Origin of the sequence: Streptomyces sp. HmicA12 (genome assembly GCF_000373565.1) — a bacterium.
Lineage (GTDB): Bacteria > Actinomycetota > Actinomycetes > Streptomycetales > Streptomycetaceae > Streptomyces.
In genome coordinates this window covers 354,542-379,741 of the sequence record NZ_KB891842.1, presented here as the reverse complement: position 1 = coordinate 379,741, position 25,200 = coordinate 354,542, and the positions used below count along the sequence as shown (strand labels likewise).

Here is a 25,200-nt window from a genome sequence, read left to right as displayed (position 1 = left end):
GACGCGGGCGAGGCCCTCAGGCGCGGCCCCGCCACGGGACCGCCACCCGCTCCACGCCCTTGAACAGGGCGTCGAGGAGGATGCCGGAGAGGCCGATGGCGATGATCCCGGCGATGACGACATCGGTCTGGTTGTAGCGCTGCGCGTCGCGGATCATGCCGCCGATGCCCGGCACGCCGTTGATCGTCTCGGCGGCGACGACCGAGGTGTACGCGATGCCGACCGCGATCCGCACCCCGGTCAGGATCTCCGGCAGAGCGGCGGGGAGGCGTACGGCGAGCAGCAGGGACACGGGTCCCGCGCCCAGCGCCCGGGCCGCCTCCACCAGTTCGGCCGGCACCCCGCGGACCGCCGCCGCGGTGGCCGCAGCGACGGGCGGCAGCGCGGCGATGACGAGCAGCCAGATCTTCGGGGACTCGTCGATGCCGAACCAGATGACGAGGAGGGAGAGGTACGCGAGCGGGGGCAGCGTGCGCAGGAAGGTGACGGCGGGTTCCAGGATCACCGCGATCGGTTTGACGGCGCCGATGAGCAGGCCCAGCGGCACGCCGACCAGGGCCGCGTACCCGGTGCCGATGCCGATCCGGCGCAGGGAGACGCCCAGGTGCTCGATGAGCAGGTGGTTGCTGAAGCCGCGCACTCCGTCGTGGACGGTCGAGGCCTCGACGAAGGCGTGCCACACGTCCCCGGGCGACGGCACGAGGACCCGGGGCCAGACACCTGCCACGACGACGGCCTGCCAGCAGGCGAGCAGCACGGCGAGGGCGAGGAGGCGCAGTGCCGTCCAGCGCAGGGCCGCTGCCGCCGCCCAGGTGCGCCGGGTCCGGGACGGCGCCCGGTGCGCGTCCTGGGCGGGGCGGACACTCGGGGATTCCGTTCCCTCGATGAGAGTCACGCCGCCGCCTCGGTGAGGGCCCGCAGCCTGGGGGCGACCTCTTCGCCGACGCGGTAGGCCTCCTCCAGGTGCGGATAGCCGGACAGGATGAACTCGTCGATGCCGAGCTGCCGGTACTCGAAGAGCCGCTGGGCGACCTCGTCGTGCGAGCCGACCAGCGCGGTCCCCGCGCCCTCGCGCACGAGGCCGATGCCGGCCCACAGGTTGGGCGCCACGGTCAGGTTCTCGGCCGAGCCGCCGTGCAGGGCCGCCATCCGCGCCTGTCCGGTGGAGTCCATGCGGGCGAAGCGCTCCTGGGAGGCGCGGACGGCCGCCGGGTCGATGCCGGCGAGGATGCGGTCGGCCTCCGCCCACGCCTCGGCGGCGGTGTCCCGGGTGATGACGTGCAGCCGGATGCCGAACCGCAGGGTGCGGCCCAGCCGCGCCGCCTTGTCCCGCACCCTTGCGATGCGTTCGGCGATCGCGGCCGGCGGTTCGCCCCACAGGAGCTGCACCTCGGCGTGGCGTGCCGCGACGTCCTCGGCGGCCGGGGAGGCGCCGCCGAAGTAGAGGGGAATGCGCGACGCCGTGCTCGGACCGTCGAGGCGGGCGCCCTCCACCCGCACGTGACGCCCCTCGAAGTCGACGGGCTTGCCGTCGAGCAACTCGCGGACCACGTGCATGAGTTCGCCGGTCCTGACGTACCGCTCCTCCTTGGGCAGCAGGTCGCCGTACGCCCGCTGCTCGACCGGATCGCCGCCGGTGACCACGTTCAGGGCGATGCGGTCGCCGAACAACCGCCGGAAGGTGTCGGCCTGTTGGGCCAGCAGTGTGGGCTGGGCGAGGCCCGCGCGGAAGGCGACGAGGAAGCCGATCCGCTCGGTGACCGCGGCGACGGCCGGGGTGAGCACCCAGGGATCGACACAGCCGAGCCCCACCGGGGTCAGCAGCCGGGCGAACCCCGACTGCTCGGCCGCACGGGCCACTTGGGCGAGATAGCCGAGGTCGGCGCCGCGCCGGGTGGCGGACGCGGTGCGGTTCTGGACGGCGGTGACGCCGCCGGGGTCGCGGCCGTCGCCGCCGGTGGGCAGGAACCAGTGGAGTACGGGGCCGGGCGTGGACATGCGGGGGCACCTCGGGGAAGAGCGGACGCGGACGGCAGCCGTCCGCACGAGGACGCACACCACACAGGCTCGGCCCGGGAGTTCGGGACCGAGGGAGTGTCGGCGAAGAGGATGCGGAGGCTGCGCCGGCCGACAGCGCATGACGCGGTCAGCGGCGAGAAGGGGTGCTACGGCGCGGTGGGGCCGTCAGCAACAGAGCGCGCTACAGCGCGTGGTGCCCTGACACAGCATCCCCGAGACACGCAGCAGATCCACGTGGCGGCGGGAGACCAGGGCGGGATTCATGGCCGCATGATGACCCGAAGCGCGTGTCCACAACAAGCCTCGTCCATCATGTGGAATCCGTAGTCTTCCATACTGGGATCCGGGCCACCGCCCTCCGGCCCGGATCCCCGTTCCGCATCGAGCCTCAGGCCTCGGGCGCGTCCCCGAAGTCCGGGATCTCCAGGCGCGCGCCGCCCTGGCGCGCGGAGTCGTGGGCGACGATGCCCGGCAGGGTGTAGCGGGCGGCCACCCACGCGTTCACCGACGGCAGGGTCCGCGTGTTGACCGCGGTGACGAAGTCGTCCACCAGGAAGTGGTGGCTGCCCTCGTGTCCGTTGGGCATGTGGTCGAAGACGCGGGGCAGCCGGGCCCGGTCGTGCACGGGCGCCGAGCCCGAGGTGAACGCGGCGCGCAGGGAGGGCGCGATCTTCTCGAGCGACGGGTCGTCCGGGCTCAACGACGGCTTCGGTTCGAGCAGTTCGGTGATGTCCTGCACCCCCTTCTTGTCCTGCCAGAAACTCACCGTGGCGAGCTGCTCCATGCTGGCGTCGGTCCCGAAGAACCGGAACCGTGACTCGCGGATGTGCGAGGGGTAGCCGACCCGCCGGAACTCGTTCGTGCGGAACGACCCGCCGCCCGCGACCTCGAAGAGCGCGGTGGCGTTGGAGATGTCGTTGCCGAACTGGCTGACCTCCGTGTCGAAGACGCCGTCGCCGCGCTCGTCCTTCACCCCGATCGCGGACACGCTGACCGCGTGCGTGCGCCAGGCGCCGAGCACCCCGCCCACGGCGTGCGTCGGGTAGAGCAGCGGCGGGTAGCTGGCGGTCTCCTTCCAGCGCTCGCCGCCGCTGTACTGGTACGCCTCGTAGAACCCGAGGTCCATGTCGTGGACGTAGTCGCCCTCGGCGTAGAAGAGCCGCCCGAAGGCGCCGTCGGCGATCTGGTTGCGGGCGTGCACGGTCGCCGGGTTGTACTCGCTGGTCTCCCCCATCATGTAGGTCAGGCCGGTCCTGCGCACCGCCTCGATGATGGCCGCGATCTCCTCCCGGGTGATCGCCATCGGGACCGCCGAGTACACGTGCTTGCCCGCGTTCAGCCCTTGCAGGACCAGCGGGCCGTGCGTCCAGCGCTGTGTGAAGACGGCGACCGCGTCGATGTCGGGGGACTCGAGCATCGCCTCGTAGGAGGGGAAGGTGCCCGCGAGGTGCTCTTTGGCGGCCATCTGTTCCGCCCGCTCCGGCAGCAGGTCGGTGACGTATACGTCGTCGACGCCCGGGTGCGCGAGGAACAGCTTCGCGAAGCTGCCGGAGAACTGCCCGGCGCCGACGATGCCGAGGGTGAACGTCATGGGTGCGTGCCTTTCGCTGGAGAGGTGTCTGCCGGTCGGGGACGTGGCTACTGGCCGAGCAGGAGGTTGATCTGGTCGTTGGTCTCGTCGAGCCGGCTCGCGGGGGCCCCGTTGCCGTAGACGTCCTGCATGGCCGGGTGCATGAGGGCGTAGACGTCGGCGGCATAGTTGGTGATCGGGAAGGAGAAGGTGCGGTACGTCTTCCGGTCGTCCACCGGGGTGGTGAACGCCGAGACGTCGATGCCCTTCTTCTTGTACGCCGCGGTGGCCGCTTCGGTCCCCGACGGTGTCGCGGGGAAGACGATCCCGTACCTGCCGACCGTCTTCTGGCAGGCGTCGGAGGCCAGGTAGGCGACCCATTTCTTGGCGCCCGCCTTGTTGTGGGCGCCCTTGGTGACGGAGTCGGCGAGCCCGTTCATCATGGTCGCGCGCTTGCCGGTGGGGCCGACGGGGTTGAGGGCGGTGCCGAAGTCGATGCCCTTGAAACCCGAGTAGGTGGAGATCATCCAGGCGCCGTCGAAGGCGGTGGCGGCCCGGCCCGCGGCGAACTGGGCGTTGGGCTGGTTCAGCCCGGAGTTCCAGTCGGTGAAGGGGGCCAGGTATCCCTTCTTCGCGAGCCCGAAGTACCAGTCGATGACGGTCTGGAACTTCTTGTCGCCGTAGCGGTACGTGTCGCCCCACCGCTTCTTGTCCGTGTACGACCAGCCTGCCGAGCCGGTGAACGGGCTCCACTGGGTCTGGCCGTCGGCGTCGCCCGCCCCGTTCGTCGCGAGGCCGTAGACCTTGACGTGGTGCTTGTCGAAGCCGGGTTCGTCGCCGCGTCGGCCGTTCCTGTCGACGGTGAGGTGGGCGATGGTCTTCTCGAAGGAGCCGCCGTCCTCGGGGTTCCAGTTCAGGTCGTTCAGGTCGTCGGCGGACACGCCCGCGTCTGCGGCCATCTTCTTGTTGTAGAAGAGCGAGACGGTGTCCCAGTCCTTCGGGGCGCCGTAGCGGTGCCCGTCCTGGGCGACCCAGTTGGCGGCCAGCCCCGGCTGGTAGTCGGAGTCCTGGATACCGAGGCCGTCCAGAGGTTCGAGCACTTCCAGGTCGGCGAACTGGCCGAACTTCTGGACGTGGTTGGTGAACACGTCCGGCTGGGTGTCCGAGATGAAGCTCGCCGTGAGCTTGGTCCAGTAGTCGCCCCAGCCGAGCTGGGTGAACTGCACGTCCAGGCCCGGGTTCCGCTTCTCGAAGTCCTTCGCGCAGGCTTCGTAGGCGGGCATCTGATTGGCGTCCCACAGCCAGTACGTCACGGTCCTCGACGACGCGCCGGTATCGCCTCCGGCGCAGCCGGTCAGCGACAGGGCCATTGCCCCGGTCAGCGCGATGAGCGTACGGAATCGCATCCGGTGCCTCCTACTTGATGCCGGTGAAGCTGAGGGAGCTGACGATCCGGCGCGCGAACACCCCGAAGAGCAGCAGCATCGGGAGGGCCGCGATGAGCGTCGCCGCCATGAGCCCGGACCAGTCGAAGCCGGACTGCGGGGTCTGCGCGCGGAACATCGCGAGGGCGACGGTGAGCACGCGGGAGCTGTCGCTGTACGACACCATCAGCGGCCAGAAGTAGTCGTTCCAGGACGTGATGTACGTGAGGACGGCGAGGGTGATCACGGGCGTCGACGCCATGGGCAGCAGCACCCGGAAGAAGATCCGGATCCGGCCGGCTCCGTCGAGCAGCGCCGCCTCCTCGACCTCGCGCGGGACGTTCATGAAGAACTGGCGGAGGAAGAAGACCGCGAAGGGCGTCATGAACATCGTGGGCAGGGCGATCCCCAACAGGGAGTCGATCAGGCCGAGCTCCTTCACGAGCACGAAGTTCGGCAGCAGCGTGAAGATCGTCGGCACCATCAGTCCGCCGAGGAAGAGCGCGAACACGGTGTTCCTGCCGCGCCAGTCGAGGCGTGCGAAGGCGTAGGCGGCCATGGCGGAGAACAGGATCTGGCAGACGGTGATCAGGGTCGAGACGACGATCGAGTTGAGCAGGTAGCGCCAGAAGTCGAGCCCGCCGCCCGCGCCGCCCTGCGCGACGGCCTCCTTGGTCGACTGCAGCCCGAGGGCCCGTTCGAAGCCGCCGCTGGTGAGGTCGACGGGGAGGGGTGAGGTCGGGTCGGCGGCGATGCCGGGGTTGGAGGACAGCGCGGTGCGCAGCACCCAGTAGAACGGGAGCAGGGTGATGAGCACGATGACACCCATCACGGTCCAGGCGGCGGCCCGTCCGAGGGAGAGGCGGCGCCGCTTCGGCCGTGCGGCGGGCGGGCGTGCGAGTGCGGTGGTGGCCATGTCGGTTCTCCTCTCCTCAGCCGAGGTCGGTCTGTCCGGCGCGGGTGATGCGGTACTGGACGACGGTGATGGCGCTGAGCACCACGAGGAGGGCCACGGACATCGCGGAGGCGTAGCCGAACTGGAAGCGGCCGAACGCCGAGCCGTAGATGTAGTACTGCAGCACGTTGGTGGCGTTCGCCGGGCCGCCCGCCGTGGTCACGGCCACGGTGTCGAAGACCTGGAACGAGCCGATCACCGTCATGATCAAGACGACGGCGAGGACCGGCCGCAGCAGCGGCATCGTGATGCGGGTGAACATCCGCCACTCGCTCGCGCCGTCGACCCGCGCCGCCTCGTACATCTCGTGGGGTATCGCCTGGAGTCCGGCGAACAGGAGAAGGGCGGTGTAGCCGACGTGCCGCCATACGTTGATCAGGGCGATCGTCGGGATCGCCCAGGTCTCGTCGGCGAGGAACGGGATCCGGTCGAGGCCGACGGCCGCGATGATCTCGTTGCCGATGCCCAGCTGGGTGTCGAGCATCCAGAGCCAGACGATGCCCGCGACGACGTTGGACATCAGGTACGGCGTGAGCACGATGCCGCGCAGCAGCGAGGACTGGGTGAGCCGGTGGAGCAGGACGGCGATGGCGAGCGCGGCCACCGTCTGCACCCCGATGTTGATGACGACGTACTCGACGGTGACCTTCAACGAGTCCCAGAAGATGGGGTCGTTGATCATCCGTTCGTAGTTGGCGAGGCCCACCCACTTCGGCGGTGTCAGGAGGTTGAAGCGGGTGAAGCTCAGCCAGATGCCGCGCAGGGTCGGCCACAGGAGGAAGACGACGAAACCGAGCATGGCCGGGGCGACGAAGAGCGCGGCGATCGCCCCGTCCCCGAGAGGGCGTCGGCGCCTGACCCGCACGGCGCCGCCGGCCCGCGGCAGGTGTCTCGGTGGGCTGCTGGAGGCGACGGTCATCGGAGACTCCCTCGTCCGCGGTTCGGCCTCATCTCGGCTCGATACTTTCGCGACAGAACTCTCGCGCCGTCAAGACGCGTGCAGGAGACTCCTGGAACAAGGATCTGCGCCCCAGGGTGACGTCGTCCCTTTCGCAACAGAAGGTAGGAGAGGTCGAGTTGGCGGTGTACGCCGAGGCTCGGGCGGGCCGGGGCCGCCGGCGTGGCGGCCCCGTCGCGCGCTACTTGCCGTACGTCTTCGCGTAGAGGTCGCCCTCGTAGGCCTGGGCCGAGTTCGGGTTGAGGACGAGCCGGTGCACCGGGCGGCCGCGACCGGCCGGAGCGCCGGGTGCCGGGGCGGCCTCTTCCAGGAGGACCGCGTCGGAGAGGAGTTGGCCGATGATGCCGGACAGCGTGGTGCGGGAGAGCCCGGTGACCTCGGCCACCTCGGCCCGCGTACTGGGCCCTTGCCGGCGCAGCACCGCGAGCCACCCGTTCCACGTTCCCGTAGCGCAGCTGTCGCAGCACGGTGGGGTTCTTGTCCACGGCCATGGGGCACGCGCTGCCCAGGCGCTTTATTTTCGTCAACAGTGCGAACGAAAATCAGCGGGCGGCGCTCGGCTCGCCCGATGCACGACGCGACCCTCCGGAACAGGCCGTGGGCCGGGTGTCCACCCGGCCCACGGTGGGGTGTGTACGGGGATCAGCTCACCCCGGCCACCGACCAGCGCCCGTCCTCGGCCTGTGCGGCCAGGCCGCCGTCGGCCAGGGTCTTCAGATGGCGGGTCACCGTGCGCGGCGTCCAGCCCACCACCTCGCACACCTGCTCAAGCGTGAGGCCTTCGGGCGCCTGCTCCAGGGAGTCCAGCGTGAGCCGGGTGTTCTTGTTCAGCGGCGCCGCCCCCTCGGGAGCGGGGCGGCGCGGGGCCGACTCGGCGGGCTTCACCTGTGCGGCGGGCGCGGCGGGCGCCGCCTGCGCGGTGGTCTCGGGGGGCGCGGCCTGTGCGGCGGGCGCGGCCTGCGCGGTGGTCTCGGCGGGCGTCACCCGTGCGGCCGGTACGGTCGGTGCCGGGACGCGCAGCCGCCCGTAGCCGAGCCCCCGCAGCACCCTGTCCAGGTCGGGTTCGCCCTTCTGCTCCGGCACCGGCATTGCGGCCGCCGTCCGGGCGCCGGGCACCGTGGCTTTGCCCACGGGCCGCGGCGTGCGGTTGACCGTGCGATGCTTGCGGCCCTTCTTCTTGGTGCTGTTACTCATCCGTCGCCTCCTCGAACGCGTTGATCATGGTCACGTGTTCAACGACGGAAGGGCCCCGAGGACGCGCCTTACTCGAACTCGGTTGCGAGCAAAGGGCTGAATGTCCGTCAGCGCTTGAGCACGCCGTCGAGCCATTCCAGGACCTCGGGCGTGACCGGGTCGGTGATGTCGGCGTACTCCTCGTGCTTCTTCAGGAACTTGGCCACGTACGGGCAGACGGGCACGATCCGCTTCCCCGCGCGGCGGACGTCGTCCAGGGCCTCCCGTACGAGCGTCGAGGCCAGGCCCTGCCCCGCGTAGGCGTCGTCGATCTCGGTGTGGAAGAAGACGCGCCGGTCGTCGCGGTCGCGGTAGGCGGTGAATCCGGCGGTGGCGCCGTCGACGTCGATCACGTAGCGGTGGCGCTCGTCGACGCGGCGGACGACCGGGGCGGCGGCGGGCTGGGGCTCGGCGGTCATGGCGGATCCTTCGGTCACGGGCGGGTTCTTACGGGGCGTGAGGGTGGCGTGCGGCAGGGCGGGGGCGGGCAGGCGGTCGCCGGGGTAGCCCACCACCTCGCCGAAGCGGTCGGAGGAGGCCTTCCACTCCGCGCCTCGACGATGTCCTGGTGGTCGCGGCCGATCAAGTTCCACCGCATAGAGAGTACTTCGCTGCTTTGCGCAGGTCAGAAGCACCCCAGTCCTCGGGCGGTCAGCAAACCGTCAGCATTGGGCTTCAGGAGTCGGCGACCGATGGCGAACAAGACCCTGGGACGCCAGCCAGTACGCCTCCACCGACGCCAGTGAGTGTGTGAAGCTCGGCGAGACACTCTTCCACAACGGACCCGTTGGCCTATCGGCGACCACAACTGCCGGTGTGGACACGGGATTCATCCGCAGCCCGCAGGGCTCATTGAATTCCATGCCCCGTAGCGGGAAGAGCTACTACTACCTCACCGACGCCCTCGGCTGTCTTCGCCTCATGTACGAAGCGCATGCTCAACGGCCTTGAGGCGGCCGCTCGCGGTCGGGTGGTTGGGATCGCGAGCGGCCTTCCGCCCGCGGGGGCACGGCGGACGGCGCACCCAACATAGTTGCCGGATGGAAAGTTTTGGCGGCAAAGCCGATCCCGGTCTGCGCCGACAGACCCCCGAGCCCATGTACGACTACCGGACCAGACGGCAAACCTGGACCGTCATGCCGAGGGCGGGGCCGTCCAGTGGCCGGCCCCGCCCTCGGCATGACGGTCGCGTGAGCGTCAGTGGTTTCCATGAGCGCTGGCAGAAGCACCACCGAAGAGCCGCGCGACCGCGCGGAACGGAAGCGTGACGACCGTGGCGATGGCTCCACCGATGGCTCGCAGCACGTCTGCAATCGCCTTCAGCATGTCGGGACCTCCAAGAACGGAACTTGATCTCTTGCACCACGAGCTACGAACTCCTGCACAAGCTGCTCCCTCCCGGCTGCCCGGTGCCCCACGGTGAAAACCAAGAGCGTCGAGGGTCCGATGGTGCGCTGGAACAGCGATGGCAGGCGCCACCACCCGTCCGTCGCCTATACCGTTCCCGCGTCCCTCGTCTCGGACCGTCGCAGGGCATCAACGGGCGTTACCGGCCTGCGCGGACTGGGACGCTACCTCCGTAGGCGTGAAGGCCGGCTACGCAACGGCGCCGTCTCCGTGGCTCAGCTGAAGCCTGTGCCCTTCAAGGCGTCGCAGGTGTGCTGGAATTCCTCCATGAGGCGGGGGCGCCTCGATGTCGAGTTCGGCGACGACGTGCGCGATGTCGCGCAGGCATTCCGCTCAGTCGGCGTAGGCGGCCGGCGCGGGACCGTGGTGCAGGCGTTCTCGCTGTCCCGCCGACGGCCCGGACTCCGGGTCAAGGAAGCCGACTGGAACACCGCGCGCTCCAGGGCCGCGAGGAGGCCGGGAAGCTTGCCGGGCACCAGGTCCCACACGCGGGTGGTGAGGTGACCGTGGACATCGACGGCATCCTGGTCCTGGCCCACTCCGGGAAGGAGCGGATCCGGGGAGCCCGTGGCGGGCCTGCTGCGACCGGGGAACGCGGGCAGTAACACCGCCGCCGACCACATCACCACAGCCCTGATCGCGCTGGCCCAGCTCCCGACCAGGTACCGGCGCGGGCGGCGGACACTGATCCGCGCCGGTACCGGCGACGCCCACGAGATCCACCACGCCGTACTCCTGGTTCCGGCCTCGGTCTGGAGCCCGGCCATCGAGCCCGGCGGCAAGGTCCGCGGCGGCGCACGGGTCGCCGACCTCGCCGGGGATGTCCTCATCGGCCGGCCGAAGGGCAAACGACTGATAGTGCGCGAGGAATGCCCGCACCCGGGCGCGCAGTTGCGCTGCACCGACGTCGTTCCACCGTTCCCAGGCGTCGGCTCCGTGCTCAAGGGTGGCTCCGGCGAAGCGGTGCAGCTGAAACCGGAGGGCGGGGGCATGGCCGGGGCCAATCCGGGCGAGCCGAAGCCGGACGCGAAGCAGTCCGTCCGACCCGCGTCGACGCGAGAAGTGCGGGGCGCCGAGGGGACGGCCCGCATTCTGCCGTCCCCTCAGCGGGCGCCGCTGCTGTGGGCCGCCCCTGCCCCTGTCTCCGAGGAGGCGGTCGCGACGCCCGACTCCGACGGACGACGTCGAGGCGCTGCTTCGCGCGGACGCCGAGGCCGCGTGGTCCGGGTACGGCCCGGCAACGCGACGATGACATATTCCTGCCGTGTTCCGCGGCTTTTGGGGTACGCGGCGACAGCACCCCGGGAAATCCTTCTGCTTCTGGAGATCCATGTCACTCAAAACCCTTCCTCTCCGGCGGCGCCTTCGTCGCAGCGCCCGGGACGTATTCGGCTGGAAGCAGTTGAGGCCCGCTCAGGTCGATGCGATGACCGCCGTGATGAAGGGGCAGGACACCATCGTCGTGATGCCCACCGGCGCCGGGAAATCGGCCGTTTACCAAGTGCCAGGGGTTCTCCTCGACGGCCCCACCGTGGTCGTCTCCCCCCTCATCGCCCTACAGCGCGACCAAGTGGCCTCGCTGACCGGAGCCCGGGGCCGGCCGGACGCGAAGGCCATCAATTCCGCGCAGGGCAAGCGGGCCAATGCGGCGGCTTGGGAGCGGGTACGCGAAGGGGCTCTGGACTTCCTGTTCGTCTCCCCGGAACAACTGGCCAAGAACGACGTCGTCGCCGAGATCGCCGCGGCACGCCCCGCGTTGATTGTCGTCGACGAAGCCCAGTGCGTCTCGACCTGGGGCTACGACTTTCGACCGGACTACCTCTCCCTGGGGCAAGTACGCGAACGGATCGGCCGGCCACCCCTGCTGGCCCTGACGGCGAGCGCCGCGGCGCCGGTCCGCGCCGACATCATCGAGCGGCTCGGCATGCGGGAACCCCATCAGGTGATCGCGGGCTTCGACCGCCCCAACATCCAGTTGGAGGTCGTCCGTCACCAGGAGGGCGCGGCGAAGCGTCGCTGGGTCGTGGAACGCGCGGCAGCCGAGGCGAAGCCCGGAATCGTCTACGTCGGAACGCGGCGCGAGGCGGAGCAGTACGCCGAGGAACTGTCCGGTCTCGGTTTCGACAGCGCCGCGTACCACGCCGGGCTCCAGGCCGCCGAACGCACCCGGACCCATGAGCGTTTCCGCGACGGCGCGCTGGACGTCGTCGTGGCCACCTCCGCTTTCGGGATGGGCATAGACAAGGCGGACATTCGTTTCGTGCTGCACGCCACGGTCCCCGGCTCCCTGGATGCCTACTACCAGGAGATAGGGCGCGCCGGACGCGACGGAGAACCGGCTGTGGCCATCCTCGCCTACCGGCCCGAAGACCTGTCGTCCCAGCGCTATCGCGCGGGCGGCGAACCCAACGCAGACGTCCTCCTGCGGCTGATGGACGCCGTACGTGCCCATGCGGACGGCGTCACCGGCACCGCCCTGCGTGACGAGCTGGAGATGTCGCAGACGGCGCTGACCTCGCTGGTGCACCTCTTGGAGGAGGCGGGCGGCGTACGGTGCGAGGCCGAGGGACTCATTCACGCGGTCCCCGGCGCCCGACGCGACACCTGCGCCAAGGAGGCGCTGCGCATCGCCGCCGCCCGGGTGCGACTCGAGCGCTCCCGCCTGGAGATGATGCGGGCATACGCCGAGACCGCCAGCTGCCGCCGACGTCATCTGCTGGGCTACTTCGGCGAGCTCCTCGGCGCCAGCAACTGCGCGAGCTGTGACGTATGCGCCCCCGTGTCACCCGAGTCTTTGTCCCGCGAGCAGCACCAGGGTGTACTCGCCGGCACGGGCGGAACAGCGCACCGCGGTGAACCGTGCGACGACGTGTTCCTTCCGGGCACGCGGGTGCGGCACAAGTCCTGGGGCGAGGGCGAGATCATGAGCCAGGAGGGGGACCGCGTCACGGCTCTCTTCGCCAGTGCCGGGTACCGCACCCTGTCACTCTCGGCTGTCAGTGACCACGGTCTGCTGACGCCCATGGCTGCGATCGGGCAGAAGACGTCAGCGTGAGCCAGGTCCGTCCCGATCGGGATCCGATCCGGCGACAGCGACCTGTCGACTCCCGCTCGGCGTCAGCGACGACGGCCGGCCCCGTGACCATGTGGCGGTCCGGGTCGCGTGGCCAGGACCGAGATCCGGACCATTCCCGGACCATGCCGCCACTCGCCCGCCGGCAACACGCCATCGCTGCAGTTCAGGGCGGGGCCGGCTCGTGTACCACCAGCAGCCGAAGAACCTGTTGGAACGCTGAGCGCACGGCTGATGCGACCCTCTGGGCACGAAGCACCCATGAGACCTGTCCATGCCTGCGCGACCGCCAGCGGGCAAGAGCCCCAAGTTGTCGAATGTCTCCAACCAGCCCGCTCTTCATCAAAAGGCCGGCCGCGAACCGAGGAGCATGTGCGCCCCGTCGCGCTCCGCCAAGTCAGGAGCGAGCACTGGAGTGATCGGCTCCCACAGAGCAGTGGCAGACAGGGCCGGCGGATCGCCGACACACGGGTCGAACTGACACACCATCAGAAAGATCAGCATCGGGTCAGCATTCGGTTTGCTGAACCTGCCTGCACAAGATCGCATCCTGCAGTCCAGCGCTCCCCCTCAGTACCGGCGCAGAGGATCTCGGCACAGCCTTGATCAGCCGCCTATCGAGCAGGGAACCATATGGATCGCACCCCAGGGCGGTTGGACATGCCTGCAGCTCAGCGCACCCGACCCCGAGGTTTCAGGGGCACAGACGGCAACTCCGGGGCCGGAAGCGGATCCCCGTCGTACCCCAGCACCTCGCCGAACCGGGTCCCGGCCATCCAGTCCGAACGCGCCTGAGCGATGTCCTCGTGCGACCGCCCGATGAAGTTCCACCACATGACGATCTCCTCGCCGAAGGGCGGGCCGCCGAGCAGGACCACACGGGCGGCCGCGTCCGTCTCGTTGCCGAGGGCGAGGGTGGCGCTCCCCGGAGCCGCGTACCCCAACTCGGCCTGGGCGAGCGGGGTTTCGTTCAGGCGGACCGTGCCGCGGTCGACGAGGAGGCCGTGCTCGAAGGCGGGGTCGACGGTGAGGGTGACCCGCGCGCGGGGTGCGAGGACGATCTCGGCGCCGAGCAGAGGAGTGAAGGTGCGCACCGGCGAGACGGAGCCGGCCAGCTCGCCCAGGAACACGCCGATCTCCGCCCCGTCCACCGTGACCGGGGAGGGCGCGTAGTGCTGGAAGTCCCGGTCGGCGTGCCGGTCCGCGTCGGGCAGCGCGACCCACAGCTGGACGCCGTGCAGCACGGTGGTCGCGGGGGTGGAGACCTCCGTGTGGCTGATCCCGTGGCCGCCGGTCATCAGGTTCAGCTCGCCCGGCCTGACCAGGGCGTGGCTGCCGAGGCTGTCGCGGTGCTCGATCTCGCCGCTGAACAGCCAACTCACCGTCTGCAGACCGGTGTGCGGGTGGGGCGCGACATCCATGCCACCGGTGACGCTCACGTCGTCGGGGCCGTAGTGGTCGACGAAGCACCAGGCGCCGATCAGGGTCCTCGCCCGCTGCGGCAGCGTCCGGCGCACGGTCATGGAACGCGGCCCGCCGAGCGGTACGTCCCGTGCGGTCAGGACCTCGACAGTGCTGCTCATGCCCCACCCACCCATATAGGTTAAAGTTCAACTATCTTTGAGTCGATCATACGTCCTCGCCCGCGAAGCGACGACCACAGCCCGCAACAGCCCGCCAAGGAGTCAGAGTTGAGCGCCAGCGCAGCCGCCCGGGACCGGCGTGTCTTCGTCGACAAGCAGAGCCCCGAGGCGTACCACGCCCTCGTCGAGACCGCGGAGGCGGTCCGCGCCACCGCCGCCGACGCGGGGCTCGACCGCAGGCTCGTGGAGCTCGTCAACCTGCGGGTCTCCCAGCTCAACGGCTGTGCCTACTGCCTGAACGTGCACACCCGTGCCGCACTCCGCGCGGGCGAGACGACGCAGCGGCTCGGCGTGCTCGCGGCGTGGCGCGACACCGCGGTCTTCACCGAGCGCGAGCGCGCAGCGCTGGCCCTCGCCGAGGCGACGACCGCCCCGGCGGACGCCGCGCTCCAGTCCGATGCGTACGACGACGCCCGCGCGCACTTCACCGACGCCGAGATCTCGGCGGTCATCTGGGTGGCGATCACCATCAACGCGTTCAACCGGGTCTCGATACTGAGCAAGCATCCGGTACGGGCCGACCGGAGCGGCGGACCGCTGCCGTCGGGAAGCCGGGAACTCGGGAAGCAGAGAGAGGGACTGTGATGGACGAGCGCGAACTGAACCATCTGCGCCGCTGCGTGGAGCTGGCCGCCGAGGCCTTGGACGCGGGCGACGAACCCTTCGGATCGGTCCTGGTGGACGGCACCGGCGCGGTGCGCGCCGAGGACCGCAACCGGATCGCCGACGGGGACTCCACTCGCCACCCCGAGTTCGAACTGGCCCGGTGGGCCGCCGAGCACCTGACGCCCCAGGAGCGGGAGTCGGCCACCGTGTACACCTCCGGTGAGCACTGCCCCATGTGTTCCGCCGCGCACGCCTGGGTCGGTCTCGGCCGGATCGTGTACGTGGCGTCGTCCGCCCAGTTGACGCAGTGGCTGACCGAGTGGGGCCGCCCCCAGGCCCCCGTACGCGCCCTGCCCGTCCAGGAGGTCGCCCCGTCCGTGAAGGTGGAGGGGCCCGTCGACGCGCTCGTGCCCGCCATCAAGGATCTGCATCACCGGCTCGCCCGGCGGTCAGGCGCCCTCTGACCTGGCCGGGTCGCCGCTGGGCCGCGGTGCCTCGTCGGCGGTCGCGGGAAAGGCGCCCGACGCCGTCCGGCCGCGCCGCGACGGTTCGACCGCCGGCGCGAGGAACGCCGCGCAGGCCACACCGCCGAGAACGACCAGCATGGCCCCGCGCAGGCCGACATGCTCGCCGAGGAAGCCGAGCCCGGGCGGTCCGACGAGGAACGCGACGTAGCCGATCGTGGCGACCAGGCCGACCCGGGCCGCCGAGTCGGGCCCCGACTCACCGGCGGCGGACAGCGCGAGCGGGAAGCCCAGCGCGGCGCCGAGGCCCCAGAACAGCACCGCGGCACCGGCCAGGACGGCGCTGTCGGAGACGATGACGATCAGCAGGCCGAGCGCACCGGACACGGCGCTGGCGCGCACGACCGCGGTGGGGCCGAACCGCTCCAGGACGTACGTTCCGCCGAACCGGCCGAGCGTCATGGCCGCGGCGAATCCGACGTAGACGAGAGAGCCCGCCATGGCGCTCATGCCGTGCCCGTCGACCATCAGGAGCGGCAGCCAGTCGTTGGCGGATCCCTCGGCCAGGGCCATGGCGAGCACGATCGCGCCGATGAGGAGCAGCTTCCGCTCCCTCCAGAGCGCCGGACGCCGTTGCCCCGAGGACTCTTCGGCCATGTCCGGCGCGGCGGCCCTGCCACGGTCGGCGTCCGCGGGGACGGAGCGCATCGCGTACAGGAACAGCGCGGTGGCGATCAGGGTGACGGCGGCGAGGTGCAGACTCACGGGCACGTCGGCGGCGACGGCCGCCATGCCCGCGCCGCCGCCGATGACCGTGCCCAGGCTGTAACTGCCGTGCAGGGCGGGCATGGTCGTCACGCCGGTGTCCCGCTCGACGAGCGTCGCGTCGACGTTCACCGCGACGTCACCGGAGCCCACGCCGAGCCCGAACGCGCACAGGCCCAGGGTCACCAGAGCCGTCGAGGCGGCGGCCGCGCCCGCGCAGATCGCGGCGAGGCCCACGACGAGCACGACCGTCCCTACACGCATGACGGCCCGAGTGCCGTACCGGGCGACCAGTCGGCCCGACGAGGAGATGCCCGCCATCGCTCCGAGGGACAGGCCGAACAGCACCAGACCCATCTGGGCCGTGGACACGTCCAGCCGGTCGCGGAGCGCGGGAGTGCGCGTCACCCAGGAGGCCGTGCCGATCCCGGCGAGCAGGAACAGCAGGAACAGCGCCTGCCGGTGGCGGCGCACGGCCTGGTTCATGTCATGCCCTTCCGCTGGCTCACATTGCTCGAAGTTGCTCGAAGAACCCTTCAATCACGCAACATTGACAGTGCATCACCAAGGTGGTCTAGTCCGCTAGAGCATGTGCCAACCGTGGAGGCTCACCTATGTTCCGCACGAAGCACAGAACCACCAGCACCCCGCTCATAGCCGTCCTCGCCGTGGCCGCCCTGGCCGCCGCTCCCCTCACGTTCGGCTCCGGACCGGCCGCGGCGGCGCCCCGGCCCGGTGAGAGCCCGCCCGTCATCAGCCCGACCCCGCACACCGAGCGGCAACGCGCCGACCGCGTCACCGTCACCCCTGACGTCACGCTGGTCACCGGCGCCGACTCCGACCCTGCCGCCGTGGAACTGACCACCGCCGTACTGAAGGCGGCCGGCGCCCGGGACGTCACCACCACCCGGCACGCCCCGGCCGGCTCCGGCTCGCTGACGGTCTACGTCGGCGGGCCGGCCGAGAACCCGGCATCGGCTTCGGCGCTCGACGCGCTGCACACCGACGGCCCGTCCGGACTCGGCGCGGAGGGCTATGTCCTCGCCCTGGGCGGAAAGGGCGCCGGCCGCATCGTCCTGTCCGGCGTCGATCCGACCGGCACGTACTACGCGGCCCAGTCGCTGCGCCAGGTCCTGCCGCACCGGAAGAGTCCGGGAGCCACCGTGCGCGGCCTGACGGTCCGCGATCAGCCGTCGACACCGGTCCGTGGGGTCATCGAGGGCTTCTACGGCACGCCGTGGTCGCACCAGGCCCGCCTGGACCAGCTCGACTACTACGGCAAGCACAAGATGAACATCTACGTGTACTCGCCGAAGGACGACTCCTATCTGCGCGCCAAGTGGCGCGACCCCTACCCGGCCGACCAACTCGCGCAGATCGAGGAGCTGGTGGATCGGGCGCGGGCGAACCACGTCGAGTTCACCTACGCGCTCTCCCCCGGACTCAGCGTCTGCTACAGCTCCGACGACGACCTCAAGGCCCTGACGGACAAGTTCCAGACGCTCTGGGACATCGGGGTGCGGCAGTTCGCGGTGCCGTTGGACGACATCAGCTACACCGACTGGAACTGCGACGCGGACAAGGCGAAGTGGGGCACCGGCGGCGGCGCGGCCGGGCAGGCGCAGGCGTATCTGCTCAACCGCGTCAACCAGCAGTTCATCAAGACGCACGACGGCGCGCTGCCGCTGCAGATGGTGCCGACGGAGTACTACAACACCACCTCCAGCCCCTACAAGACGGCTCTCGCCGGGCAGCTCGACAAGGACGTGCTCGTCGAGTGGACGGGCGAGGGCGTGGTGGCGCCGACGATGACCGTGGATCAGGCGAAGCGGGCCAAGGAGGTCTTCGGGCACCCGATCCTGACCTGGGACAACTACCCGGTCAACGACTACGCGACCGGGCGGCTGTTCCTCGGCCCGTTCACCGGCCGGGAGAAGGGGCTCGCCGAACAGCTCGCCGGGATCACCGCCAACCCGATGATCCAGCCGTACGCGTCGAAGCTCGCCCTGCACACCGTCGCCGACTACACGTGGAACGACTCCGCGTACGACGCCGACGCGTCCTACGACAACGCTGTCCGGGAGGCCGCGGGCGGCGACGCCGGGGTCGAGCGGGCAATGCGGGCGTTCACGGACGTCAACCACAGCTCGCCGATCAACTCGGTCGAAGCGCCGGACCTTTCGGCGCTGATGAAGGGCTACTGGGCGGGGTCGGTCCCCGCCTCCCGGCTCAAGGCGGCGTTCGTGGCGCTGTGGGACGCGCCGGCGACGATCCGCGACGGCGCCGAGAAGGGCTTCGTCGAGGATGCCGGCCCCTGGCTCGACGCGGCGCGGGACTGGGGCGTCGCCGGGATCGCGGCGGTCCGCCTGCTGGAGGAGCAGCGTGCCGGTCACACGGCCGCGGCCTGGACACTCCGCCAGCAACTGCCGGGCCTGATCGCCGAGGCGAAGGCGCACCGGTACACCGACCTCAACGGCGGCAAGATCCCGGTGGTCGTGGGCGAGGGCGTGCTCGAACCGTTCTTCTCGACGGTGCGGAACACGTCCGACGCCCTGCTCGGCCTGCCGCCCCAGCCCACCGCCGGCACGGAGCTGCCGGTGTACAACGGCAACACCGCCGACCGGATGACGGACGGCGACGACTCCACGTACTTCTGGAGCAGCCGGTCGCCGAAGGCGGGCGAGAGCGTCGGCCTCGACCTGGGGAGCCGGCAGCCGCTCGGCTCGGTGACGGTGGCCATGGGCAAGCCGGGCAGCACCGACGACTACCTGCACCGAGGCGTGCTCGAGTACTCGTCGGACGGCAAGGAATGGCACACGCTGGGAGCCGAGTTCGACGGGAAGGCGACGTGGACGGCTGACGTGCCGAGCGGAACGACCGCCCGGTACGTGCGCGCCCGCGCGACGGCCGACCAGACGAGCTGGCTGGTCGTCCGGGAGTTCACCGTGGCCCGCCCCGACCGCCCGACGGTGGGCGGCGGCCCGGCCGCGGCGGACGGCAGCAGCCTGTCCGCGGCCGCCGACGGCGCACCCGAGACCTCGTACCGCGCGGCTTCCGCACCGGCCCCGGGCGACGCCCTCACGGTGACGTATCCGGTGCCGCGCGCCGTGGCCTCGGTGACCGTGCTGCGTCCGGACGAGGCGACCGCCTCGAAGGCCCAGGTGCAGGTACGCGTCGACGGCTCGTGGCGTTCGCTCGGCTCCCTCGACGGCACCGTCACGACACGGCGCGCGCCCGCGGGGACGAGCACGGACGCGGTGCGGCTCGTGTGGGACGACGGCGCGGCCCCGCCCGTGGTGAGCGAGGTGATCGTGAAGTAGCCGGTCGTTCGAGGACAGGTGGGTGCCGGAAGCCGGTCTCGGTTTCCGGCACCCGCCTGGTTCAGGGAGCGGCCCGGTGAACGCTGACGGCGTAGCCGCCGCCGTCGTAGGGGACCGCGTCCCAGGTGGCGAAGCGGTCGACGAGGGTGAGTCCGGCCGCGGCGCAGTGGGCGTCGTACTCCGGCAGCGTGATGGTGGGCGGCACGGGCAGGTGGGCGGCGTCGAGGCCGAAGCCCGCGACCAACAGGCCACCCGGGACCAGCACCGCGGCCAGGCGTGCGACCACCGTGGCCTCCGTCCCGGGGGTGAGCAGCGGCAGGACGTTGCCCGCGGCGACGACGAGGTCGAAGCCCGCGGCGACACCGAGCCGGGCCGGATCGAAGTCGGCGAGGTCCGTCTCGAACCAGGGCAGCTGAGGCGCCTGCGCCCGCGCCACGTCCAGCATCGAGGCGTCGAGGTCGATCCCCACGCAGTCGTACCCGAGCTCCGCCAGCCGGATCATGACCCGCCCGGTACCGCACCCGGCGTCCAGCACGCGGGCTCCGGCGGGCACCAGCGCGGAGCAGAACGCCGCCTCGCCGTGCACGTCCTTCCCGCCCCGCGCCAGCGCCTCGAAGCGCGCGGCGTACTCGCCTCCGGACGTCCCACCGGTCAATTCCTGCCAACGACTCATGAGAGGGACTCTAGATCGTCGCGGTGGTCCGGCCCCCGCCCGGACCCGCGGGTGCGCTCGTACGGTCGGATATCCTGACGAGGTGGCGGACAGAACCGGCGGAGAGCCGCAGATCGACGGACGCTCCACCCGCTGGGACGAGCACAAGGCACAGCGTCAGGTCGAGTTGGTGGACGCGGCGGTCGCCCTCATCGAGGAAGAGGGCACGCGTTTCCGGGTGCAGCGGCTGGCCGAGCGTCTGAGCCTGCCGCGGTCGGTCCTCTACCGGCATTTCAAGGACCGCGCCACGCTCGACGAGTTGATCCGCCGCCGGGTGGTGGACTCGTTCCTGCGCCGCATGGAGCCCACCCTCACCTTCGAGGGGACCGTCGAGGACGCGGTGCACCGTGTGGTGGGCGCGCACCTGGACTGGGTCATCGAACACCCCCGCCTGTACGCCTACATGGGGGTCGCGGAGCACGCGATGGGTGACGGCTCGCTGGTGGCGGACACCAAGACGGCCATCGCCCTGATGCTGAGCGAGCGGTTCGGGGACGTGCTCAAGGCGCTCGGGGTGCCGCAGGCGCCGATCCGTTCGGTCGCGGTAGGCATCGTGGGGTTCGTCGACACCGCGGTCAACCAGTGGGTGCACGACGACCGGCGTGAGCTGTCCGAGGACGAGCTGCGCGAGATGCTGTGCCGCTCGGTCTGGGCGGTCCTCGACACGACGCTGCGGGGCCTGGGTGTGGAACTGTCGCCGCAGCAGCGCGTGTCGGATCTGGAACAGCACTGACCGTCCTCCCCCGCCGTCGGTGGGGGGCTGATCGCCGGGTCCGTCAGCCGCGTACCGCCGGAACGGCCCGGGCCGCCGCGCGGTGCAGGGACTCGGTGTCCGTGAGCTTCACGCGGGGACGGCCCTGGGCCTCGCCCGCCGCCCGCTCCGCCCGGTCGATCGCCCGCCAGGCGTCCAGGCCCAGGGCGTTCGCCGCCACGCTCACGGTGGACACCGGCCGCGTCAGGCGGCCGGCGGCGAAGTCGTCCAGGAGGGACTCGACCGTCTCGTGGGCGCAGGTCTTGTTCGTCCCGATGAAACCGGTCGGCCCGCGCTTGATCCAGCCCGCGACATAGACGCCGGGCTCGACCCGGCCGGACTCGTGCGGGACCGTCGCGGTGTCCTCGTCGAAGGGCAGGCCGGGGACGGGCCGGGCCCGGTAGCCGACGGAGCGCAGGACGAGGCCGGTCTGCAGGACCTGGGTGTCGCCGGTGGGCACGGCGCGGACGGTGCCGTCGTCGTCGGTGCGCAGCGTGGTGGTGGTGACCTCCAGCGCCTGTACGGAGCCGTCGCCGGTGATCCGGACCGGGCCGGTGAGGAAGCGCAGGACGATCCGGCGGCGCCCCTCGACGGGGGTGCGGGCGGCCAGCTCCGACAACAGCTTCGTCTTCTCGGTGGCGTCGGAGGCCAGGTCGTCGGGCCAGCCCTCGACGCTTACGTCCACGTCGTCGAGGGCGCTGAGCGCGAGGAGTTCGGGCACGGTGAACGCGGCCTGCGCGGGTCCGCGCCGGCCGAGGAGCACGACCTCACGGACCCTGCTGGCGCGCAGCGCGGCGAGCGCGCGGTCGGAGATGTCGGTGCGGGCCAGGGCGTCGGGGTCGGCGGTGAGGATGCGGGCGACGTCGAGGGCGACGTTGCCGTTGCCGATGACGACGGCGCGTTCGGAGCCGAGGTCGTGGTCGTCGAGCGCGCGGTCGGGGTGGCCGTTGTACCAGGCGACGAAGTCCGTGGCGGACACGCTGCCGCGCAGGTCCTCGCCCTCGATGCCGAGGCGTTTGTCGGTGGCGGCGCCGACCGCGTAGATCACCGCGTGGTGCTCGCGCAGCAGGTCGGCGTGGGTGACGTCGGTGCCGATCTCGACCCCGAGGCGGTAGCTGAAGGCGGCCTGTGACTCGATGGCCCGGAACAACTCCGTGACCTGCTTGGTGTCCTGGTGGTCCGGCGCGACACCGGCCCGCGCGAGACCGTACGGCGTCGGGAGCCGGTCGTGGACGGTGACGCGGACGCCCGGGTGCCGCAGCAGCTCGTCGGCGGCGAACAGTCCGGCCGGTCCGGCGCCGACGACCGCGACGGACAACTCGCCCTCCGGGAGGCGGCGTTGCTTCGGCACCACGTACATGGGGGCGCGGTCGGCGTGCGCGTTCTCCTTGTAGTACGAGGCGTTGAGCTCCAGGAACGGCAACTCCGCCTCGCCGAGGGCCGTGTGGGGCTTGAGCGCGTCCACGGGGCAGGCCGTCGTGCAGGCGCCGCAGTCGACGCAGGTACGCGGATCGACGTACAGCATCTCCGTGGTCCCGAAGCCGGGTTCGCCGGGCGCGGGATGGATGCAGTTGACCGGACAGGCCAGCACGCAGGAGGCGTCGGCGCAGCAGGATCGGGTGACGACGTACGGCACGGCGGGCTGGTCTCCGTTCGGGCGTTCAGGGAAAGGCGGTGCGGGGCCTGCGGGGCTTCAGTCGGTGAGCGGGGCGGGCTCGCCGCGGAAGCGGGCGGGGCGGCCGTCGATGCGCAGGGCCCTCCACAGCGGGCGGGACGCCTTGTTCATCAGGCCGATGTCCTCGGCGAGCATCCGCACGTCGGAGAAGAGCTCGTGGAGCATCCTCCGGCCCGCCTCGGACTTCCAGAAGACGTCCTTGATCACCCAGGCGGGGATGCCGACCTGCGCGGCGGACTTCCGGTCCGGGATCATGATGACGTCGCACAGGCTGCGCATGATCAGCGGGAAGAGGAGGGACAGGGCACCTCGGCGGGCCTTGCCGAAGCGCGGGACGCGCAGGCGCAGGAACTCATGGGCGAAGGAGATGTGCCTGGCTTCCTCCGCGATGTGGATCTGCATGATCCGCTGCGGCAGGGGGTGCACCGGCTCCCCGCTGCGCAGGGCGCCCTTCTGCAGGTGGTCGATGGGCTCCTCGCCGGCCAGGATGCCGGTGAAGAACGCCTCGGGGTAGAGGGAGCCGAACAGCGGCAGGACACGGCTGAGTTGGCGGAACCAGCGCTTTCCGCCGGCGGTGTCCACGCCGGTGCGGTTGACCAGTTCCTGGAACATCTGGGTGTGGTGGGTCTCTTCGGTGATCTCGTGGGTGAGATACCGGAACTCCTGGTCCTGGTTGCCCAGTTGGTAGACGTAGTCCAGCGCTCCGCGCATCAGCAGGTTCTCGAACTGCATGCCCACCTTGGCGATCACCGCCCAGCGCCAGATCCCGATCCGGATCTGCGTCTCGAGCGGCTGCTCCTGGTACCAGGGGTGCGCGCCCAGCGCGTCGGCCGAGGTGAGGACCCAGCGGGTGTCGCTCGTGTCCACGGCGAACTCGGGATCGTCCCACTTGATGTCGATGAAGGCGTTGAAGTTGACGTTGACGGAGCCCTCGGACAGGGTCCGCAGGCGCTCGTCGTAGGCCTTCCTCGTCAGGTGCGCGGTCATCTTCGTCCTCGCTTGTCTGGTGGGCCGCCCCGATGCGGAGGCGGGTGGACGGTGCGGGGGCCGGCGCGAGGGGGTGCGCCGGCCCGGCGGTCAGGCGGCGCGGGTCGCTTCCTGGGCGTCGGCCGTGGTCTGCGCGGTCTCGGCGGTTTCCGCGCCGGACGGGCCCGCCTTCTCGAAGCGCAGCGGGGCGTCCTCGATGGGGGCGCTCCGCAGCACGGCGCGGTCGCGGTAGTAGTTGTTCCACAGGCGCCACGGGTCGCGGGTGCCCTGGCGCGGCATGGCCTTGTCGGCGCGCGCGATGTAGCCGGAGGTCAGGGCCTCGCCCATGACGGAGAACTCCGAGCGGTCGTCGTCGGAGGCCACCGGGGTGGCGATGTCGTGGCCGTGGCGCCGCATGTGCGCGAGCAGGCGGGCGGTGTAGTCGGCCGCCAGGTCGGCCTTCAGGGTCCAGGAGGCGTTGGTGTACCCGATGACGAGGGACATGTTGGGCACGCCCTCCAGCAGGACGGCCTTGTAGAGGACGCGGTTGGTGACGTCCACCGGGGTGCCGTCGACGGTGAGCGCCATGCCGCCCATGAGGCGGACGTTCAGGCCGGTGGCGGTGACGACGATGTCGGCCTTCAGCTCCTTGCCGGACCTCAGCCGGATGCCGTCGGCGGTGAACGTGTCGATGTGATCGGTGGCGATGGCCGCCTTGCCGCTCCTGAGCACCTTGAACAGGTCGCCGCCGGGGACGACGCACAGTCGCTGGTCCCACGGCTTGTAGCGCGGGCTGAAGTGGCGCATGTCGACGCTCTTGCCGGCCCGGGCGCGCACCAGGCCGAGGAGGACCCTGCGGGCGAGGCGGGGGTACTTGCGGCAGAAGGCGTAACTCCCGCGCTGCAGCGCGATGTTGCGGGTGCGGGCGATCTTGTGGATCAGCCGGGCCGGTGCCCGCAGCTTCTGCAGGACGGAGGTGACGGGGTCGACCTCGGGCAGGGCGAGGATGTACGTGGGCGAGCGCTGCAGCATGGTGACGCTCGCGGCGTCGTCGGCCATGGCGGGGAGCAGGGTGATGGCGGTGGCACCGGAGCCGATGACGACGACGCGCTTGCCCGTGTGGTCGAGGTCCTCGGGCCACTGCTGGGGGTGGACGAGCGTGCCCTGGTAGTCGGCCTCGCCGGGGAACTCGGGGCGGTAGGGCTGGTCGTAGTCGTAGTAGCCGGTCGCGCCGACGAGGTAGCCCGCGCTGTACGACTCGCGCTCGCCGGTGGTCTCGTCCTCGACCTCGATCGTCCAACGGCCGTCGGTGTGCGAGAAGTCGGCGCTGATCGCGCGGCGGCCGAAGCGTGTGCGCTCCAGCACCCCGCCGTCGGCCGCGGCGTCCTCGACGTACTGCCGGATCTCCGCGCCGCCGGCGAGAATGCGCGCGTCGCGCCAGGGGCGGAAGCCGAACCCGAAGGTGGACATGTCGGAGTCGGAGCGGATGCCGGGGTACCGGAACAGGTCCCAGGTGCCGCCGACCCGGGTCCGCCGCTCCAGCACGACGACCGAGGCGCCGGGGTTGTCCCGCAGGACATGGCGCGCGGCGCTGATTCCGGATATCCCGGCGCCTATGACCAGGACGTCGACGTGCTGCTGCTCCATCGCGGAGACCCT

The 25,200-nt window shown here is 70.9% G+C and carries 22 protein-coding genes and 2 pseudogenes; 7 read left to right on the top strand and 17 right to left on the bottom strand.

Annotated features, from left to right (window positions below; genetic code table 11):
* Positions 1-16: 16 nt before the first annotated feature.
* The 10 genes from B072_RS0134590 to B072_RS0134550 all read right to left on the bottom strand — a co-directional run bounded on the left by B072_RS0134590 (position 17) and on the right by B072_RS0134550 (position 8,578).
* The gene (locus tag B072_RS0134590; protein ID WP_018534562.1) at positions 17-895 is read right to left on the bottom strand and encodes an ABC transporter permease; all 879 of its coding nucleotides are present in this window, start codon (positions 893-895) and stop codon (positions 17-19) included.
* Positions 892-1,998 (bottom strand): LLM class flavin-dependent oxidoreductase, encoded by a 1,107-nt coding sequence (locus B072_RS0134585; protein ID WP_018534561.1) that lies wholly within the window; start codon positions 1,996-1,998, stop codon positions 892-894. The genes B072_RS0134590 and B072_RS0134585 overlap by 4 nt, the downstream gene beginning before the upstream one ends.
* A gap of 186 nt (positions 1,999-2,184) precedes the next feature.
* Positions 2,185-2,283 (bottom strand): putative leader peptide, encoded by a 99-nt coding sequence (locus B072_RS50045; protein WP_420707604.1) that lies wholly within the window; start codon positions 2,281-2,283, stop codon positions 2,185-2,187.
* Positions 2,284-2,407: 124 nt separating this feature from the next.
* The gene (locus tag B072_RS0134580; protein WP_018534560.1) at positions 2,408-3,610 is read right to left on the bottom strand and encodes a Gfo/Idh/MocA family protein; all 1,203 of its coding nucleotides are present in this window, start codon (positions 3,608-3,610) and stop codon (positions 2,408-2,410) included.
* Positions 3,611-3,657: 47 nt separating this feature from the next.
* Positions 3,658-4,995 (bottom strand): ABC transporter substrate-binding protein, encoded by a 1,338-nt coding sequence (locus tag B072_RS0134575; RefSeq protein WP_018534559.1) that lies wholly within the window; start codon positions 4,993-4,995, stop codon positions 3,658-3,660.
* Positions 4,996-5,005: 10 nt separating this feature from the next.
* Positions 5,006-5,929 carry a carbohydrate ABC transporter permease gene (locus B072_RS0134570; protein WP_018534558.1) on the bottom strand — a complete coding sequence of 308 codons (924 nt, stop codon included), beginning with the start codon at positions 5,927-5,929 and terminating at the stop codon, positions 5,006-5,008.
* 16 nt (positions 5,930-5,945) lie between these two features.
* Positions 5,946-6,887 carry a carbohydrate ABC transporter permease gene (locus tag B072_RS0134565; RefSeq protein ID WP_018534557.1) on the bottom strand — a complete coding sequence of 314 codons (942 nt, stop codon included), beginning with the start codon at positions 6,885-6,887 and terminating at the stop codon, positions 5,946-5,948.
* A gap of 220 nt (positions 6,888-7,107) precedes the next feature.
* A complete protein-coding gene (locus B072_RS0134560; RefSeq protein ID WP_018534556.1) occupies positions 7,108-7,347 on the bottom strand; it encodes a hypothetical protein in 240 nt (79 codons plus the stop codon).
* Between the two features lie 221 nt (positions 7,348-7,568).
* A complete protein-coding gene (locus tag B072_RS0134555; protein WP_018534555.1) occupies positions 7,569-8,120 on the bottom strand; it encodes a winged helix-turn-helix domain-containing protein in 552 nt (183 codons plus the stop codon).
* A 107-nt stretch (positions 8,121-8,227) separates the two neighbouring features.
* Positions 8,228-8,578 (bottom strand): GNAT family N-acetyltransferase, encoded by a 351-nt coding sequence (locus B072_RS0134550; protein ID WP_026246601.1) that lies wholly within the window; start codon positions 8,576-8,578, stop codon positions 8,228-8,230.
* Between the two features lie 295 nt (positions 8,579-8,873).
* Between B072_RS0134550 and B072_RS49500 the strand changes: the two are divergent.
* Positions 8,874-9,068 (top strand): annotated as a pseudogene (locus tag B072_RS49500) (RHS repeat-associated core domain-containing protein); the annotation flags it as partial.
* 288 nt (positions 9,069-9,356) lie between these two features.
* Here the strand turns inward: B072_RS49500 and B072_RS49715 are convergent.
* A complete protein-coding gene (locus B072_RS49715) occupies positions 9,357-9,485 on the bottom strand; it encodes an LPFR motif small protein (protein WP_267880643.1) in 129 nt (42 codons plus the stop codon).
* A gap of 527 nt (positions 9,486-10,012) precedes the next feature.
* On the opposite strand from B072_RS49715, the pseudogene B072_RS49495 reads away from it, so the two are divergent.
* Positions 10,013-10,472, top strand: a pseudogene (locus tag B072_RS49495) (IS1380 family transposase); the annotation flags it as partial.
* 424 nt (positions 10,473-10,896) lie between these two features.
* Positions 10,897-12,621 (top strand): RecQ family ATP-dependent DNA helicase, encoded by a 1,725-nt coding sequence (locus B072_RS0134540; RefSeq protein ID WP_026246600.1) that lies wholly within the window; start codon positions 10,897-10,899, stop codon positions 12,619-12,621.
* Between the two features lie 689 nt (positions 12,622-13,310).
* Here B072_RS0134540 and B072_RS0134530 read toward each other — a convergent pair.
* Complete coding sequence (locus B072_RS0134530; RefSeq protein ID WP_018534550.1) at positions 13,311-14,222, bottom strand: pirin family protein; 912 nt, start codon at positions 14,220-14,222, stop codon at positions 13,311-13,313.
* Between the two features lie 108 nt (positions 14,223-14,330).
* On the opposite strand from B072_RS0134530, the gene B072_RS0134525 reads away from it, so the two are divergent.
* Positions 14,331-14,867: a carboxymuconolactone decarboxylase family protein gene (locus B072_RS0134525; protein ID WP_018534549.1), complete on the top strand. Its 537-nt coding sequence runs from the start codon at positions 14,331-14,333 to the stop codon at positions 14,865-14,867.
* On the top strand, positions 14,867-15,352 hold the full coding sequence (locus B072_RS0134520) for a nucleoside deaminase (RefSeq protein ID WP_018534548.1): 486 nt from the start codon (positions 14,867-14,869) through the stop codon (positions 15,350-15,352). The genes B072_RS0134525 and B072_RS0134520 overlap by 1 nt, the downstream gene beginning before the upstream one ends.
* Here B072_RS0134520 and B072_RS0134515 read toward each other — a convergent pair.
* Positions 15,338-16,603, bottom strand: coding sequence for an MFS transporter (locus tag B072_RS0134515; protein WP_018534547.1), 1,266 nt, complete (start codon positions 16,601-16,603; stop codon positions 15,338-15,340). The genes B072_RS0134520 and B072_RS0134515 overlap by 15 nt on opposite strands.
* A gap of 128 nt (positions 16,604-16,731) precedes the next feature.
* Here B072_RS0134515 and B072_RS0134510 point away from each other — a divergent pair, with 128 nt between their 5' ends.
* Complete coding sequence (locus B072_RS0134510; protein WP_018534546.1) at positions 16,732-19,437, top strand: beta-N-acetylglucosaminidase domain-containing protein; 2,706 nt, start codon at positions 16,732-16,734, stop codon at positions 19,435-19,437.
* 61 nt (positions 19,438-19,498) lie between these two features.
* On the opposite strand, the gene B072_RS0134505 is transcribed toward B072_RS0134510, so the two are convergent.
* Positions 19,499-20,110 (bottom strand): class I SAM-dependent methyltransferase, encoded by a 612-nt coding sequence (locus B072_RS0134505; RefSeq protein ID WP_026246598.1) that lies wholly within the window; start codon positions 20,108-20,110, stop codon positions 19,499-19,501.
* A gap of 82 nt (positions 20,111-20,192) precedes the next feature.
* On the opposite strand from B072_RS0134505, the gene B072_RS0134500 reads away from it, so the two are divergent.
* Positions 20,193-20,882 carry a TetR/AcrR family transcriptional regulator gene (locus B072_RS0134500; protein WP_018534544.1) on the top strand — a complete coding sequence of 230 codons (690 nt, stop codon included), beginning with the start codon at positions 20,193-20,195 and terminating at the stop codon, positions 20,880-20,882.
* Between the two features lie 43 nt (positions 20,883-20,925).
* On the opposite strand, the gene B072_RS0134495 is transcribed toward B072_RS0134500, so the two are convergent.
* From B072_RS0134495 to B072_RS0134485, 3 genes are all read right to left on the bottom strand, one after another.
* Positions 20,926-22,536, bottom strand: coding sequence for an FAD-dependent oxidoreductase (locus B072_RS0134495; protein ID WP_018534543.1), 1,611 nt, complete (start codon positions 22,534-22,536; stop codon positions 20,926-20,928).
* A gap of 57 nt (positions 22,537-22,593) precedes the next feature.
* Entirely contained in the window at positions 22,594-23,562 is a 969-nt protein-coding gene (locus B072_RS0134490; RefSeq protein WP_018534542.1) for an AurF N-oxygenase family protein, read from the bottom strand.
* 90 nt (positions 23,563-23,652) lie between these two features.
* Positions 23,653-25,188, bottom strand: a complete 1,536-nt coding sequence (locus tag B072_RS0134485) for a flavin-containing monooxygenase (RefSeq protein WP_018534541.1) — start codon at positions 25,186-25,188, stop codon at positions 23,653-23,655.
* Between the last annotated feature and the right edge of the window lie 12 nt (positions 25,189-25,200).